1 pseudogene is annotated in these 1,151 nt (G+C 47.3%); it reads left to right on the top strand.

Features of this window, described 5'->3' with window-relative positions:
• Positions 1-1,151, top strand: a pseudogene (locus PORUE0001_RS09305) (TraG family conjugative transposon ATPase); the annotation flags it as partial.

Here is a 1,151-nt window from a genome sequence, read left to right as displayed (position 1 = left end):
ACGCCAGTACTATGAGCAGGAACGCACATACTGCTGATTGATACAGGTAACTCTTATGAGGGCTTGTGTCAGTTTATCCACGCCAAGACCAAAGGTGAGGATGGTATTTACTACACCTATACAGAGGAGAACCCCATCGCTTTCAACCCCTTCTATACCGACGACTATGTCTTCGATATAGAAAAGAAAGAGAGTTTGGCGACCCTTATCCTCACCTTGTGGAAGTCGGGAGACGAGAAAGTGACCAAAACAGAGGTCAGCGAGTTATTCGCCTCCATTGGAGCCTATATCAATAAGATTACTGCGGATCGCTCTATCGTTCCCAGCTTCAACACCTACTATGAGTTTATGCTTGACGAGTATCGTCAAGAGCTACTCAGTAGGGAGATAAAGGTAACAAGGGAGGACTTCAACATCGACAACCTCTTGACCACACTCAAGCACTACTATCGAGGTGGCGAGTACGACTACCTGCTCAACTCAACAGACAACATCGACCTGCTCAGCAAGCGGTTCGTGGTCTTTGAGATTGACGCTATCAAGGATAACAAGATCCTCTTCCCCGTGGTGACCATTATCATCATGGAATCCTTTATCAACAAGATGCGTCGCCTGAAGGACGAGCGCAAAATGATAGTGATTGAGGAGGCTTGGAAAGCTATCTCCAGTGCTAATATGGCTGAGTTCATCAAGTACCTCTACAAGACCGTGCGTAAGCACTTTGGAGAGGCAGTCGTGGTGACACAAGACCCTGACGATATTTTGCGCTCCCCCGTGGTGCGAGAGAGTATCATCAACAACTCCGACTGTAAGATACTACTTGACCAGCGTAAGTACATGAACAAGTTTGACGCAATCCAAGAAGCGTTAGGCTTGACCAATAAGGAGAAGGAGCAAATCCTCTCCATCAATCAGAACAACGACCCCAACCGCCTTTACAAGGAGGTGTGGTTCGGTTTAGGGGGTATGGTGAGTGCTGTCTATGCTACAGAAGTAAGCTTAGAAGAGTACTTCGCCTATACAACCGAAGCGACCGAAAAAGTAGCCGTCCAGCGACTAGCTGCACAACTCGGTGGTAACATTGAGTTAGCTATCCGCCAGATGGCACAAGCACAACGAGAAAAAGAACAAATAATAAAACGCCGTAGCCT

The sequence above is a fragment of the Porphyromonas uenonis 60-3 genome (assembly GCF_000174775.1).
Classification (GTDB): Bacteria; Bacteroidota; Bacteroidia; order Bacteroidales; family Porphyromonadaceae; genus Porphyromonas; species Porphyromonas uenonis_A.
The sequence above is the reverse complement of the archived record's forward strand: the minus strand, read 5'-3'. Positions and strand labels throughout refer to the sequence as shown.